Here is a 379-nt window from a genome sequence, read left to right as displayed (position 1 = left end):
GTACTTCAGTGGGACGACCACGAGGTGGTGAACAACTGGTCGGGCTCGAAGGACCTGTCCAAGGACGACCGCTACACCGAAAAGTCGGTAGCGCTGCTGACTTCCCGCGCGGCCCGCGCATTTCACGAAATGACGCCGATCCGCTTTACGCCGGCCGAGCCGGGCCGCGTCTACCGCAAGATCGCCTATGGTCCCCTGCTCGATGTCTTCTTCCTCGACCTCCGCTCCTATCGCGGGCCGAACGGCGATTCTGTCGAAACCGAGATGACGCCGCAGTCGCGCATTATCGGCGAGGAGCAGCTAAGATGGCTGAAGCGCGAACTGGCGAACTCGAAGGCGACCTGGAAAGTCATCGCTTCCGACATGCCGATCGGCCTCA

General features: G+C 62.0%; 1 protein-coding gene. It reads left to right on the top strand.

The genetic code is table 11. The annotated features are described in order from the left end of the window. A partial coding sequence (locus tag B1722_RS28495; RefSeq protein ID WP_176393391.1) for an alkaline phosphatase occupies window positions 1–379 on the top strand: 379 nt, incomplete at both ends.

The sequence above is a fragment of the Pseudomonas sp. SCPG-7 genome, from assembly GCF_002156405.1.
GTDB lineage: Bacteria > Pseudomonadota > Gammaproteobacteria > Pseudomonadales > Pseudomonadaceae > Aquipseudomonas > Aquipseudomonas parakoreensis.
This window is presented reverse-complemented; position numbering and strand designations above follow the sequence as displayed.